1 protein-coding gene is annotated in these 600 nt (G+C 54.8%); it reads right to left on the reverse strand.

All coding sequences use genetic code 11. The features are described from left to right. The coding region (locus P0D70_RS36755; protein ID WP_494478135.1) for a dihydrofolate reductase family protein at positions 1-331 on the reverse strand (331 nt) is incomplete at its 3' end. Between the last annotated feature and the right edge of the window lie 269 nt (positions 332-600).

Genomic DNA, 600 nt, shown 5'->3' on the forward strand with positions numbered 1-600 from the left:
TTTCATGGGTCAGAACGTAAACCGGTGTGTGAAACGGAGCTTCTTCCGGCCAGGCGCGCTCGCCCTGGTCGAACATTCGCTTGCCCATAATGTTGGCGCCAATGCGCTCCGTAGTGCTGCGAAGCAGGTCATTGACCGGGCCGGTCTCTCCCCCCGGTCCAAGCTTGAGGTTCTCGCGGAAGTACTGTTGATTGAAGATCCAGGCCATCAGCGCGCCCCACTTGGCGCCCCAGTTCTTGTACTCAGGATTGTCCCAATTCTCTATGGTCATTCCTTCCGGTGCCATGTAGCCGTCTAGGCTGAGTCCAATGTTGACGAATACTTTACTCATGATTCTCCTCTCGCATGTTCGGATGTCGTCCTAACTTTAATATGATGTGAAATTTGTGCACCCCAACTTCCCCCTCAATTTCCTCGGAGTCACCGCTTGCGACGCAGTAAGCGATGACTTCAAACCTCTCTTTCACACCACCGTTCAACCGTCACATAGGCGGGCAGGCGTCCGCTACCGGATTTTATCCTCGGGCTCGCCGCCCTTGCCGCTTCGCATTGGGAGCCCCCAATGCGAAGCATAACTACGCACAGCAAAACAATGACGCT

It is taken from the genome of Paraburkholderia sp. RL17-381-BIF-C, assembly GCF_046026435.1.
GTDB lineage: Bacteria > Pseudomonadota > Gammaproteobacteria > Burkholderiales > Burkholderiaceae > Paraburkholderia.